At 71.4% G+C, this 12344-nt stretch carries 12 protein-coding genes; all 12 read right to left on the bottom strand.

The features are described from left to right. Nucleotide 1: 1 nt before the first annotated feature. The 12 genes from ACFWNV_RS00830 to ACFWNV_RS00775 all read right to left on the bottom strand — a co-directional run bounded on the left by ACFWNV_RS00830 (nt 2) and on the right by ACFWNV_RS00775 (nt 12298). The gene (locus ACFWNV_RS00830) at nt 2–823 is read right to left on the bottom strand and encodes a [LysW]-aminoadipate kinase (RefSeq protein ID WP_383938329.1); all 822 of its coding nucleotides are present in this window, start codon (nt 821–823) and stop codon (nt 2–4) included. 5 nt (nt 824–828) lie between these two features. Continuing rightward, complete coding sequence (argC, locus tag ACFWNV_RS00825) at nt 829–1839, bottom strand: N-acetyl-gamma-glutamyl-phosphate reductase (protein ID WP_383938327.1); 1011 nt, start codon at nt 1837–1839, stop codon at nt 829–831. After that, nucleotides 1836–2729, bottom strand: coding sequence for a RimK family alpha-L-glutamate ligase (locus ACFWNV_RS00820; RefSeq protein WP_383938324.1), 894 nt, complete (start codon nt 2727–2729; stop codon nt 1836–1838). Before ACFWNV_RS00820 ends, argC begins: the two co-directional genes overlap by 4 nt. Then, complete coding sequence (locus tag ACFWNV_RS00815; protein WP_383938321.1) at nt 2722–2907, bottom strand: lysine biosynthesis protein LysW; 186 nt, start codon at nt 2905–2907, stop codon at nt 2722–2724. Before ACFWNV_RS00815 ends, ACFWNV_RS00820 begins: the two co-directional genes overlap by 8 nt. Nucleotides 2908–2927: 20 nt before the next feature. Continuing rightward, a complete protein-coding gene (locus tag ACFWNV_RS00810; protein WP_383938318.1) occupies nt 2928–3857 on the bottom strand; it encodes a transketolase family protein in 930 nt (309 codons plus the stop codon). Then, entirely contained in the window at nt 3850–4710 is an 861-nt protein-coding gene (locus ACFWNV_RS00805; protein ID WP_383938315.1) for a transketolase, read from the bottom strand. The genes ACFWNV_RS00810 and ACFWNV_RS00805 overlap by 8 nt, the downstream gene beginning before the upstream one ends. 8 nt (nt 4711–4718) lie before the next feature. Continuing rightward, the gene (locus tag ACFWNV_RS00800; protein ID WP_383938313.1) at nt 4719–5984 is read right to left on the bottom strand and encodes a DegT/DnrJ/EryC1/StrS family aminotransferase; all 1266 of its coding nucleotides are present in this window, start codon (nt 5982–5984) and stop codon (nt 4719–4721) included. After that, a complete protein-coding gene (locus ACFWNV_RS00795; RefSeq protein ID WP_383938310.1) occupies nt 5981–7093 on the bottom strand; it encodes a BtrH N-terminal domain-containing protein in 1113 nt (370 codons plus the stop codon). Before ACFWNV_RS00795 ends, ACFWNV_RS00800 begins: the two co-directional genes overlap by 4 nt. Beyond that, nucleotides 7090–7671 carry a hypothetical protein gene (locus tag ACFWNV_RS00790; RefSeq protein ID WP_383938307.1) on the bottom strand — a complete coding sequence of 194 codons (582 nt, stop codon included), beginning with the start codon at nt 7669–7671 and terminating at the stop codon, nt 7090–7092. Before ACFWNV_RS00790 ends, ACFWNV_RS00795 begins: the two co-directional genes overlap by 4 nt. Nucleotides 7672–7682: 11 nt before the next feature. Beyond that, on the bottom strand, nt 7683–8261 hold the full coding sequence (locus ACFWNV_RS00785) for a GNAT family N-acetyltransferase (protein WP_383938304.1): 579 nt from the start codon (nt 8259–8261) through the stop codon (nt 7683–7685). Between the two features lie 47 nt (nt 8262–8308). After that, on the bottom strand, nt 8309–9550 hold the full coding sequence (locus ACFWNV_RS00780; protein WP_383938301.1) for a cytochrome P450: 1242 nt from the start codon (nt 9548–9550) through the stop codon (nt 8309–8311). An 84-nt stretch (nt 9551–9634) separates the two neighbouring features. Further along, a complete protein-coding gene (locus ACFWNV_RS00775) occupies nt 9635–12298 on the bottom strand; it encodes an acyl-CoA dehydrogenase family protein (RefSeq protein ID WP_383938298.1) in 2664 nt (887 codons plus the stop codon). Between the last annotated feature and the right edge of the window lie 46 nt (nt 12299–12344).

Below are 12344 nucleotides of genomic sequence, written 5' to 3'. Positions count from 1 at the left end.
GTCACGGCGAGCCAAGGCCCTTTCCTATGAGTGTTCCGTCCCCGCGCAGGGCTGCTGCGAGGGGCGCGTCCACGCGGCCGTCGCACACCTGCACCGTCCGCGCGCCCTTGTCGAGGGCTTCGACGGCGGCGGCGACCTTCATCCGCATGCCGCCGCCGAGCCGGGACACCAGTTCCTCCGCCTCGTCCCGGCTCAGCGAGCCGATGGTCGAGGAGGGGTCGGTCCGGTCGGCGAGTACCCCGGGGGTGTCCGTGAACAGCATCAGCCGGTCGGCGCGCCAGGCCGCCGCGATCGCGCAGGCCATGCGGTCGGCGTCGACGTTGGTCGGCTGGCCTTCGGCCGTCATGCCCGGAGGGCAGACGACCGGCACCATGCCGCAGCCGTGGACGGCGTCCAGGATGCTCGTGTCCACCTCGGTGACGCGGCCGGCGAGGTTGTCGCGCACCACGCGGACGGTGTCGCCGAAGACCGCGCGGACCGCCGCCTTGCGGCGGGTGCGGACGAGCCCCCCGTCCATGCCCGAGAGTCCGACGGCCACGACGCCGCGCGCACCCAGCTCCGAGACGATCCGCGCCTGGGTCCGTCCCCGCATCGCCATCATGAGGGCGGTCAGGGTCTTCTCGTCGGTGTACCGGGTGACCATCCCGTCCGGGGACCGGAGGGTGCGCCGCGGCAGGCCGAGTTCGCGGATGGTGTCGTCGATGTCCCGGGATCCCCCGTGCACGACGATGATCTGGTGATCACGGCACAGGGCGGCGATGTCGTCCGCCATGGCCTTGCTGTTCTCCTGGAGGCTGCCGCCCCACTTCACCACGATGCGCATCGTGCTCACACCGGGTGCAGGCCGGGAAACGTGAGTCCACACGTCTCCGGAAGACCGAGCATGAGGTTCATGCACTGCACCGCACCTCCTGCGGCTCCCTTCACGAGGTTGTCGATGCTGCCCATCGCGAGCGCCTTGCCGCGGTGGTCGGCGACGATGCCGACATCGCAGAAGTTCGAACCGAGCAGCACCTTCGGGTCCGGGTAGCGGTAGGTCCCGCGGGGGCTGTGCACCAGGCGGACGAACGGTTCGTCCCCGTAGTCCTCGCGGTACATGGCCACGAGCTCGCGCTCGCTCACCTCGCCGACGCCGACCTTCGTCACCGTCTGCACGCCACGGACCTGCGGAGTCGCGGTGACGGTCATGGACACGTCCACGCCGAGCGCCTCGATCACCTCGGCCTCGTGCCGGTGGCCGAACGGTGCGAACACGCGCATCACCCCACTGCGCAGGGCGTGGGAGTTGGCCGATCCGCCGGACGCCCCGGAGCCGCTGCTGCCGGTCCGCGCGTCGACCTGGACCTCGCGGAGCAGCCCCCGGGAGGCCAGCGGGGCGAGGCTGAGGATCGCGCTCGTGGCCATGCACCCGGGGACGGCGACCCGGTCCGCGTCGATGATCTCCTTGCGGTGGAGTTCGGGCAGTCCGCGGACGAAGGCCTGGGCGCGTTCTCCCTCCCGTCGCCGGCCGTAGTAGCGCTCCATGAGCTCCGGATCCTGGATCCGGAAGTCGGCGGTCAGGTCGACGATCTTCGGCGCGAGTCCGCCGACCTCGTCGAGGATCTCCTCCGTGGAGCCGTGGACACCGGCGAGGAAGACCAGGTCGGCCGGCTCCAGGTCCGCCCGCCGGCTGTACCGCAGGCCGCTCCCCCGCAGCGGGGGGTGCGCGCTCTCCACCGCACGGCCGGCCTGGGTGTCGGAGGTGACACCCGTGACCTGGACCTCGGGGTGGTGGACGAGCAGCCGGAGCAGCTCACCCCCCACGAAACCCCTGCCGCCCACCACGACGACGCGCTTCATATCGTTTCCTTCACGTCGATCACCTCGGATGCGCACGCGTCGATGAGCCTCGCGGCCACGTCGACGCCCGTCGCGTCTTCGAATCCCTGGAACTCCACGCGGGAGTTCACCTCGAGCACCATGAAGCTCCCGTCCACGTCCTCGACCAGGTCCACCCCGGCGATCCGCGCGCCCACGGCGGCGGCCGCCTGGACGCACAGCCCGTAGATCTCCTCGCTCGGCGCGAGGTGCTCCACGGTCGCCCCCCTGGCCACGTTGTTGCGCCAGTCGCTGCCGGACCGTCTGATGATGCCCACGCAGACCCCGTCGACGACGATCCCCCGCATGTCCGGGGCGCCGGGACGGATCGCCTGCTGGACGATCACGGTCCGCGCGACCGCCGAGGGCATCGCCGCGCAGTGCTCCAGGACGGCGTCCGCCGCGTGCCGGTCGGTGATCAGGCTGACGCGGTTGCCCCAGGAGGCGCTCAGCGGTTTGACCACGGCGGGGTAGCCCAGCGATTCGATCGCCTCGATCCCCGCTTCCGCGGCCGGCGCCAGCAGGGTGGTCGGCGTGGGGATCCCGCACTGCTTCAACCGCAGGTACGTGGACCACTTGTTGCCGCACACCCGGGTCGCGTACGCGTCGTTCATCGGCCGGGCCCCGAAGGCTTCGAGCGACTCGGCCGCGAGCGCCGCCCGCTGGCTGGAGATCTCGCGGTTGAGCACCGCCATGCCGCGGAAGCGCTCCGTGTCCCGCGGACCGAAGGAGAGGGCGCGGGGGTCCAGCCGGACCGCCGGGATGCCCCGGCGGTCCAGCTCGGACAGGATCCGGCGCTCCTCGTACCGAACCGTGGAGAGGAGGATGCCGAACGACTCCGGCCGCCCTCCCCGTCCACCCCGGTCACTCACCCCAGTCCTCTTCGGGCTCCGGGGCGATCACGAGCTTCAGCGGGTTCTTCGTGTAGATCTCCAGCTCCGTCGCACAGCCGGGGCAGCTGACGATCTCGCCCTCGTAGCTGTCGGCGGCTATCCGCACCGTGCCGGAGCAGCTGACGCACTGCGTGTCCGTGGCCTCTTTTGTTTCCATGTCCTCTTTTCCTTTCTCGGTCACTGCGATTCGGTGATGAACTTCAGCACTCGGCTGAATACGGACTCGGTGGTGAGTCCGCTTTCTTCCAGCAGGGACGCGTGCGTCCCTGGCGGAAGGAAGCCGTTGACGCCGATGGGAAGCCACGGGATCCCGCGGGATCCGACGGCCGCGGCGACCTGCGCGCCCATGCCGCCGGAGGTCCACGCCTCTTCCAGCGTGACCATCCACCGGCAGGTCCTGGCCAGCGTCCGGCCGACGGCGTCGGCGGATTCCGGGTCGACGGTGTGCACGTTGACGACCTGGGCGCCGTACCCCTCATCGGCGAGGCGGTCGGCCACCTCCAGGGCCACGGCCAGGACCTCGGGTCCGGTGGCGACCAGGGCGACGTCCCGTCCCGGGCGCACCTCCTGCGGGATGCCGAGCTCCGGTGCGGGCAGGCCCGCGAAGACCGGCGAGTCCTTGCGCCCGAGCCTCAGGTAGGTCGGACCGTCGTACTCCAGGCACTGCTCCAGCAGGGACACCGCCTGGTGCGCGTCGGCCGGGACGACCACCCGCATGTTCGGCAGCGCGTTCATCAGCGCGAGGTCCTCGGTGGCGTGGTGGGTCGGCCCCAGCCAGCCCCCGCTCGCCCCCGCATGGGTGCCGACGATGCAGACCCGGCGCCGCGGGTAGGCGATGTCGACCTTGATGAACTCGTAGGCCCGGCTCACCGAGAAGGCCGCGAACGTGCAGACCAGGGCGCGCCGTCCCCAGCGTTCGGCGCCGGCGGCGAGCCCGATGGCGACGTTCTCCGCGATGCCGACGTTGAGGTAGTCCATCGCGGCCGTCGGCCTGATGCTTCCCGTGTCGGTGTCGACGACGAGCACGTCGTGCCGTACGGCGAGTTCGGGCAGGGCGTCCGTGAAGGCGGCGCGGGTGCTCACGCGCTCGGCTGCGATCTCAAGCACGGCCGGCCTCCCCCGTCGTCGCCGCGAGCGGAGCGGAGCTTCGCATGCCGGCCCTGACCCGCCTGAGCTTCGCCTCGTCGAGACGGACGAAGTGGGAGACGGCCCGGCCGGCGAGCACGCCCGCACCCTTCGCCTTCTGCGTCCGGCAGACCACCGCCGTCGGCCCCTTCGTCCGGGCCGCCTCGTCGAAGGCCGCGCAGAGCGCCGCCAGGTCGTGCCCGTCCACCTCGACGGTGTGCCAGCCGAAGCCGGCCCACCGGCCGGCGATCGGAGCACCGTCGCTCACCTCGCGGACGGCGCCGGTCTGCTGGAACTCGTTGGCGTCGATCACCACCACGAGGTTGTCGGCGTCCAGGGCCCGGCCCACTTGGGCCGCCTCCCAGACCGAACCCTCCTGGAGTTCCCCGTCGCCGACGAGGACGTAGGTGCGCGCGGGCTCGTCGGCGCTCTGGCGCTGTGCCCAGGCCGTACCGTTCGCCAGGGCGAGTCCGTGGCCGAGGGAGCCGGTGGCGAACTCGACGCCGGGGACGGCCACGTTGACGTGGGTGGACAGTCTGCTGCCGGGCCGGCAGAAGGTGGCGATCTCCTCCGGTGCGATGAAGTTCCGCTCCGCGAGCGCCGCGTAGAGGGCCATCGCCGCATGTCCCTTGCTGAGCACGAAGGCGTCCCTCTCCCTCCACTCCGGGTCGCCGGGGTCGAGGTTCATGGTGTGGAAGAACAGCGCCACGAGGATCTCCACGGCGGACAGCGAGCCGCCCAGGTGGCCGCCCTCGGGTCCCGCGCACATTTCGACGACGTGCTCGCGGATGCGGTGCGCGTGGACTTCCATCCGTCCGAGCGCCGGCTCGTTCACGGTCCTGGTCAGCGGTCCGCACCTTCCGCGAGATCCGCCAGGACCTTCCGCTGCGACCAGACCTTCTCGATGACGTCGGCGAAGCTCTGGAGGAGCGGGCCGGCGTCCGGCGAGAGGTGGCGCTGCTGGAGGGTGAAGCTCCGGTCGATCACGTCCTGGGTGACCGGCCACGAGCCGCGCTCCTGCCGGCTGAGCGAGCGCAGGGCGGGCTGCTCGGGAAGGGGCATCATCTGGTACCGGGTCGCCGGCAGGCCCTCCGCGCGCAGGGCCCGTATCAGCAGGTTCCTGGCGGTCGCGGTGTCCGTGCCCGGGAAGAGGGCGTCGAGGTCGGGGACGAAGCGCAGGATGTGCCACGCGTGCTCGTACCCCGCCGGCTCCGAGGGGCTCAGCAGGCCGTCCAGGCCCCGCAGCCGGTGCAGGAAGGCCGCGACGTTGGCCCGCCGCGCCTCGTGGTACTCGGCGAACCGCTCCAACTGGCTGGAGGTGTAGGCCGCCTGGACGTTGTTCAGCTTCGCGTTGAAGCCCAGCCGGTGGCTCACGTAGCGCCGCGGCCGGTCGGGGCGGATCGTCTCGCCGAACTGGCGCAGCTGGACCAGGCGGTCGGCCACACCGTCGTCGTCGGTCACGATGAGCCCGCCCTCCCCGCAGGTGGGGAGGTTCTTGGTCATCTGGAGGCTGAAGGTCGCCGTGTTGCCGGACGCCCCGACCGGGGTGCCCCGGTAGCGGGCGCCCTGGGCCTGCGCGGCGTCCTCGATCACCACGAGGCCGTGCCGGCGGGCGATGCCGTCGATCGCGTCCATGTCGGCGCTGAGGCCGTGCAGATGGACCGGTACGACGGCCTTCGTGCGCTCCGTGATCAGCGCGCTCAGGCTGTCCGCGGACATGTTGAAGGTCACCGGATCGACATCGGCGTACACCGGCGTCGCTCCGACGTGCACGACGGCCATCGCCGTCGCGACGAAGGTCAGGGCGGGCACCACGACTTCGTCGCCGGGGCCCACTCCGTGTGCGAGGAGGGCCAGTTCGATGGCGGTGGTCCCGTTGCTCACGCCGACGCAGCGCCGCACCCCCAGGTACTGCGCCCAGGACCGCTCCAGACGCTCGACCGCGGTCGGTTCGTTCGGCCGGTCGGAGACGAAGACGTTCGAGTCCAGCACCGAGAGCACCGCCGCCCGGTCCGCGTCCGTCGTCTTCGGCCAGTCCACCGGGGCCAGTTCGCCGAGGACGGGTTCGCCGCCCGTGAGCGCGAGTTCCCCCACAGACACGTCGTTCATCGGACGTCCGCCCCTTCCTTCGACAGGGCGAGCCGCCAGTCGACGGCCAGCTGCTCGTAGGCGTGCAGCAGCTCCTCGCCGCGACGCAGGATCAAGGCGGATATCCCGGGTACGTTCGCCGCGTGCGCGCTCAGCAGCCGCAGGTTCGACCAGGCCGACACCACCCGGTCCGCCGATGCCGCGACGGCGGACAGCCGGCCGTCCTTCGAGCGGAGCCCGGCCTCCTGGGCGAACCGCCCGTGCAGGAACGCCTGGGCCTGCATGGCCCAGCCGAAGGTGTAGGCGGGCCGCAGCTCGGCCGGGTCGCCGGCCCGCTCGTGCAGGTGGCCGATGAACCGGCGCAGACCGCTACGGCCCGTCCACAGACGGTCCGAGGTACCGGCCGTGCCCTCGTTCCAGCGGTCGAGGTTGCCCTGGAGCGCCCGGAGCACCTGCCCGGTGGCGGGCTCCTCCGGTCGCTGCCTGACGTCGACGGTCAGCACCCGGCCGCCGATCTCCCGGCTGGAGAAGAAGACGTCCTGGGTGTCGGTGGGATTGCCGGAGGTCCAGCTCGCCACGAGGTGCTCGGCGGACAGCCAGCCCTGGAAGGCCGGGGGCTGCGCGTCGGAGACGTAGAACTCCACGCCCCCCTCGGGCGTGCGCCGCCAGGCCGGCACCACGACGAGATGGGCCGCGTGCACGTCCTGGTAGGCGGGGCGGAAGGGCAGGTGGTAGTTGTCCACCGCCACGATGACGCTGGAGTGCTCCTCGACGAGGGCGATCAGGTCGTCCGCGGTCGATCCCGTCGTCCAGGCGGACTCCACGTCGTGGTACGGGATCAGGTCGGCCGCGACCCCGCGCTCGCTCTGCACGGGGCGGTAGAACTCCTCGCGCATCACGTCGCCGGGTGCGAAGACGAACTCGCAGGACGGGCCGAGGACCGCGACGGGCTGCAGGCCGTGCTCCAGCAGGATGCTGCTCAGCGTGGTCTGCAGGCAGCTCAGCGGGTCCTCGTACCACTGCGGGTACGTCCCGGCGGCGCCGCTCCAGCGCGGCGGGCGCGCCGTCGTGCCGGCGGCGTCTGTGGTGCTGCTGGTGCTGGCGGTGTCTGTGGTGCTGGCGGTGGTCACGGCTGACCCCCCTCTGTGGTCTGGAACTCCTCGGAGCCGGCGCTCGCGGACGGGCCGACGAGCGTCATCGCGAAGAGATGGACGGCCGGGTTTTCGGGCAGCGACAGGGCGCTGAGCGGCTTCCGAGCGGTGATCGGGACGCGCTGGGACCAGAGCGTGATCCCGATGCGCTCCTGCACGTGGTGCGGGTAGTGGATGACGTCGGTGCGCAGGGCGAGTTCCTCGCCGTGGTCCGACCGGCCCTCCCACAGGTCGGAGAGGGCGAGGTGGTCGCGGTCCACGGAGCCGTCGGCGAAGTGCCAGGTGATGACGTCGCGCACCCGCCGCTCGCCGCAGCCGATGACGTAGAGCCAGTCCCACCGCCGCTGCGGCACCTCGATCCGCTGGCCCGTGCACAGCACGTTGTCGGGAGCGGTTCCGTCGAGCCGGGCGCTGCGCAGCGGGACCCCGTCGACGACGGTCTCCAGCGGTTCGGGCCGGGCCGGAATCGAGTTGCGCCAGACGTTCAGCCGCCCGTCGGCGAGGTTGTCCGGTGTGGTGGCCGCCTGGTTGTTGAGGAACGGTTCAAGCGGAAGCATCGTGTGAAGAGTCAACGGAGATCCTTACGTACCAGTGCTCGGCGCTGCAGCCTGGGTTCGACCACCGTGAATCCGCAGGATTCGAAGGTGCTGACCCGGCCGCGGAAGATGGAGCGGTCGATCTCGACCGCGGGGTCGCGGTCGTCCTCGGGGTATGCCTCGATCACGTCTGCCTTCTCGTCCCGGGCCCACTGGACCGCCCTGTCGATGAGCGCCTTGGCCAGTCCCCGGCGCCGGTGCTCGCGCGCCACGTAGAGGCACACGACCGACCAGATGCGCTCCGGGTCGTCGCCCTCGATGAGCTTCGCCGCGCGGGACCCCCGCAGCCGCGGGAAGCCCGGGCGGGGGCCGACGCCGATCCAGCCGGCCGGAGCGCCGTCGACGGTGGCCAGCAGGCCCACTCGCTCGCCGGTCTCGACCAGGTCGCGGAGCCGGTCCCTGCGGTCCGCCGGGGCGCAGGAGGCGCGGTCCTTGGCGGTCATCCGGAAGTACGTGCACCAGCAGTTCTCCACCGGGCCCTTCGGCTCGAAGAGTTCGCTGACCGCGGGCCAGTCGTCCGGTCCGACCACGCTGACGACGAGATCGCTCATCGGTTCCGCCTTCCGGGGCTTGTCCATGGGGGCCTGGGACCACCTCTCTACTTCCAGGTCACGGCCATCGGCAGGCTCACCACGCCGTTGAGGAAGTTGGAGATGAGGTGCTTGGGGTCGCCGTCCAGCCGCATGAACCGCACGTTCTGCCGCCAGAGATCGAGGAACTGCTTGATGCCGAGGGCGGCGACGTGCTGGCCGATGCACCGGTGCACGCCGAGTCCGAAGCCCAGGTGCTGGTTCGGGGAGCGGTCGGGGACGAAGGTGTACGGATCCTCGAACACCTCCTCGTCACGGTTGGCGGAGGCGATCCAGGCGGCGACCAGGGAGCCGGCCGGCACGTGGGTGCCGCCGAGCGTGGTGTCCACGGTGGCGCGGCGCAGCACGTGGTTGACCGGGCTCGCCCAGCGCAGCGCCTCGTCGACGAACCGCTGGTCGGTCTCCTCCTGCCGGGTGAACCACGCCCACAGGTCCTCGTCGGCGGCCAGCAGCAGCAGCGTCTGGTTGATGGTCTGGGGCACGGTCGGGTTGGCCCCCATGAGGAACGCGTACGCGTTCAGCAGGGGGACGTCCCTTTCCTTGTCCCCCACCGCGTGGGCGGTGGCCGGGCAGCGCCCGCTCACCGAGTCCGCGGGCGGGCCGGACTCCAGGACCTCCCCGAGCACCGACATGATCGTGGTGTGGGCTTCGAAGAGCTGGAAACGGCGCTCGTACTCGGACACCTCCGGGTCGACGCCCCCCATCGCCCGGACCGTCGCCCGGCCCGTGACGGTCCACTCCTCCTGGGGGATTCCCATGAGTTCGCCGGTGATGGTCATCGGCAGCGTGAGCATGGCCTCGCAGAAGTCGAACGCCTCCCGTCCGCGGACGGTGTCGAACAGCTCGGACATGCGGGCGTGGATCGCGTCCTGGAGGCGCAGGGTCGCCTGCCGCGTCATCAGCGGGGTGAAGTTGCGCTTGATCTCGGAGTGCAGCGGCGGGTCCGTGAGGTGGATCGCGGCTCCCGCCGCGACGTCCCCGTCCCCGCGGACGGTCAGCATGGTGCTGTACGCCGAGGAGAACGTCCTGTGGTCGTTCAGGACCTCCCGGACGTCCGCGTAGCTCGTCGCGGAGAAGAATTCCTGGCCGTCGGGGGTCTGCTGACGGTGGAGCCCGTCGCCCCCGCGCAGTTCCTGCCACACGGGGTGCATGTCCCGTACCGCGTACTGCGCTTCCTCGTAGATGTCCGGGGAGCCCGCGGCCGGGGAGCTCGCGGCCGAGGATCCGGAACCCTTGGGAGAAACTCGCATGAAATGACTACCTTTGCGTGGAAATGACGGCACTCGAAGAACACCGGCCCGGAGGGGCCGCGGCCCGGGTGAGCCGCGGCCCGGTCAGCCGCCGGTCTCCGTGCCCTCGTGGTCGGGCGAGTCGGGCGAGTCGAGCGATCCGATGTTCTCGGCGCACCGCATGTAGAAGCGCGAGGCGACCGACCACTCCGTGATGCCCTGGGCCCCCAGCACCTGCATCGCGCTGCGGACCGCGCGCACCAGGGCGTCCTGCTCGACGAGTTCGAAGCGCCGCAGGACGGCACCTCCGTCCCCGCCCTCGTCCCCGCCCGTGCCCACGACGGCCTCCGCGATCTCGTGGAGCCGTGCGCCGAGCGCGGTCAGCTCGGCGTAGGAGCGGATCAGCGGGAACATCAGCGCGTCGGCGTCGACGAGCCTGCGGTCGAACTGCTCCCGGGTGGCGGCGTGTTCCCAGGCGGTGCGGAACAGTCCGATGCCGAGTCCCAGTACGTAGGCCGCGTGCCGCACCCTGCACTCGGGTGCGGCGCACCGGTCGTGGGAGACCTCGCCGTCGCCGGTCCCGCTCCCGGGCCCGGTCCGCGGATCCGCGAGCCGGCACGGCTGGTAGGCGTTCTCGTACCCGAGGTATCCCAGGGTCAGGCTGATGGCGCAGCCCTCCGTGAGGCCGAGGCCGAGGCCCCCCTCCTCCTCGGGCAGCTCGATCCGGTCGAACCCGAGGTCGGCCAGGGTCTTCGCCAACGCCGCCCGCCGGGTCGGCGAGTGGGCGAAGAGGGGCTCGGCCTTGATGCCGGCGCCCGCGGCTTCGAGGACCTCCATTGCGGTGTCGACGAGGTCCCCGCCGAACCGGTGCAGGATCTCCAGGCAGCGCCGGGAGGCCTCCTCCCTGAGGTCCGTCCCGATGGTGGACAGCATCATCTCGGACGTGCCGGCGGACAGGGTCAGTCCGGGCGACTCGGTCAGCCCCGAGAAAAGCTCCTCGCGGGCCAGCTCGTCGAGGCCGGGCATCGTGGCGAGCGTGCTCCAGCGGCGGAGCACCTCGTGGCCGACCTGCTGGCAGGTCTCGCTCGTGTAGAGCTTGGCCACGGCGGTGTCGGTCGCCTTGACGTCGGTGCGCAGGAACACTTCGGCAGCCGCGCGGGCCAGCGTCGTGGCGCATTCGACCTGTCCCTCGAGCCGCTGGAGGCTCTCGGGCCGGTCGGTCGTGCCGCGCAGTGCCTTCAGCCAGCGCGCCGCCCTGACCACGTGGTCGATGCCGGTGCGTTCGATGGCCAGGGCCCCGTCGAGCAGGGCCCACCCGCGGCCCTCCTCGCCGACCCGGCGCCAGCTCTCGACCTCGACGTCCTGCAGGCGTACCCGGCACATCCGTTCGCGCTGCAGCGTGTCGACCAGTTCGACGCTCACGCCCTGGGCGGCCAGGTCGATCACGAAGAGGGTGATGCCGTCGTACTTGTGCCCCTCCTGTCCGGTGCGCGCCGCGACCAGCGCCGAACCGGCGATGTCGCTGTAGATGCTGAACACCTTGACGCCGTTCAGCACGTACCGGTCGCCGCGCCGCTCCGCCCGGGTGCGCAGTGCGGCGAGGTCGCTGCCGGCGCGGGGTTCGCTGTAAAGGACGGTGGAGAACTCCTCGCCCCGGCTGATGCGCGGCAGCAGCTCGCGCTTCAGCTGCTCCGACCCGGACTTCAGGACGAAGTTGCCCACGATCTGCACCGTGAGCGCGTACACGAGGTCCGGCAGGCCCGTCGAGGCGAAGCCCTCGAAGAGCTCGATGGCCAGCCGCGTCGGCAGTCCCGAGCCGCCGAACTCCCTCGGCCAGTCCGGTGTGAGCAGGCCGCGGGCACCGAGTTCGCGGTACGCCTCGGAGATGGCGTCCGGATCCATCCGCCGGGCACCGATGACGAGTTCACGCCAGCGGGGCGTGTCCACGAGCTTCGCCAGCGAGGCCTGCAGACCGTCCGCATCGGGCTCGGCTTCCTGCGTGGCGAACTCGGCCTGGGCAGAGGCCGGGGCAGAGGCCGGGGCAGAGGCCGTCGCAGAGGCCGTCGCAGAGGCCGTCGCAGTCGCCGGGTGGCCGTCCCTGATGATCTTTTCGATCGCGGCGACGTTCCCGGCGCCGCCGAGCAGGCCGTAGTGGTCGCCCGGCAGGTCCTGTACGTGCACGCTGCCCGAAGTCACCGTCCGCCAATCCGAAGTGAGGGACTCCACGGCGCGTACGGACACGAGGTCGAGCCCGCCCGCCGTCGGCTGCCACGTGCCGATGAGCCGCCTGTTGCGCGCGAAGATCCCGAAGCGTTCGCTGAAGGTCTCCAGATCCATGCCGAGCACCGCGGCGGCCCCGGCCTCCGAGTCCACCTCGGAGTCACCGGTACGTCCGCCCAGCCGCAGCGCGTCGTGGACGAAGCCCCGTAGCGCCTCGGTGGGAGCGGCATCCGGGTGGTGGCGCTCCGGCCACGTCGAATCGAGGAGCACCACCTTCGGCCGCCGTCCCCGTTCCGCGAGCAGACAAGCGATCTCCCACGCGAGGGCGCCCCCGAAGGACCAGCCGCAGACCACGTCGATCCCGGGGCCGCCGTCGGCGAAACCCGCGACGTACTGCCGCGCGAGCTCCTGGACCGACTCGACGGGCCCGTCCTCGGCGAGCGTCTTCGGTGAGGCCTCCAGTCCGAGGCACCGGTAGCCGGTGAGCCTGCGGACGAGCGGCTGGTAGGCCAGCAGACTGCCGCCCACCGGATGGGCGAACAGGAGCACCTGGCCGGACGTTGCCGAGGCCGAGGGGCTCAGTTCGATGAGATTT

Origin of the sequence: Streptomyces sp. NPDC058401 (assembly GCF_042722885.1) — a bacterium.
Taxonomy (GTDB): Bacteria; Actinomycetota; Actinomycetes; order Streptomycetales; family Streptomycetaceae; genus Streptomyces.
Note: the sequence above shows the minus strand (reverse complement) of the source record. Positions and strands in the feature narration are given on the sequence as shown.

Bases quoted from the DNA above. Each gene is read 5' to 3' on its own strand.
- ACFWNV_RS00830 (WP_383938329.1), bottom strand. From the start codon at position 823: ATGCGCATCGTGGTGAAGTGGGGCGGCAGCCTCCAGGAGAACAGCAAG.
- argC (WP_383938327.1), bottom strand. From the start codon at position 1,839: ATGAAGCGCGTCGTCGTGGTGGGCGGCAGGGGTTTCGTGGGGGGTGAG.
- ACFWNV_RS00815 (WP_383938321.1), bottom strand. From the start codon at position 2,907: ATGGAAACAAAAGAGGCCACGGACACGCAGTGCGTCAGCTGCTCCGGC.
- ACFWNV_RS00800 (WP_383938313.1), bottom strand. From the start codon at position 5,984: ATGAACGACGTGTCTGTGGGGGAACTCGCGCTCACGGGCGGCGAACCC.
- ACFWNV_RS00790 (WP_383938307.1), bottom strand. From the start codon at position 7,671: ATGCTTCCGCTTGAACCGTTCCTCAACAACCAGGCGGCCACCACACCG.
- ACFWNV_RS00785 (WP_383938304.1), bottom strand. From the start codon at position 8,261: ATGAGCGATCTCGTCGTCAGCGTGGTCGGACCGGACGACTGGCCCGCG.
- ACFWNV_RS00780 (WP_383938301.1), bottom strand. From the start codon at position 9,550: ATGCGAGTTTCTCCCAAGGGTTCCGGATCCTCGGCCGCGAGCTCCCCG.